The 224-nt window shown below is 38.8% G+C and carries 1 pseudogene; it reads right to left on the bottom strand.

Annotation, left to right across the window (positions count from 1 at the left end):
- Positions 1 to 108: 108 nt before the first annotated feature.
- Positions 109 to 224, bottom strand: a pseudogene (locus Xets_RS12690) (transposase); the annotation flags it as partial.

Genomic DNA, 224 nt, shown 5'->3' with positions numbered 1-224 from the left:
AAACGCACGACAAGCGGGGCAGGTTACATCAATCTTTGCCATTTGAATGTTCTCCAAATAGAAAGATTATACATGATCAATAAATTGATATCACAACCCCATCCCTTCAAATACGCGATGACGGAGAATACGAAGATTGTGACAAACAGCAATTTTGGTAGAATCAATAAAAGCAATCCCTTGAGTTTGCGCCTTACGTGATGAAAGAAAAGCGCATAAAGGAA

Origin of the sequence: Xenorhabdus sp. TS4 (assembly GCF_014467265.1) — a bacterium.
Classification (GTDB): Bacteria; Pseudomonadota; Gammaproteobacteria; order Enterobacterales; family Enterobacteriaceae; genus Xenorhabdus; species Xenorhabdus ehlersii.
The sequence above is the reverse complement of the archived record's forward strand: the minus strand, read 5'-3'. Positions and strand labels throughout refer to the sequence as shown.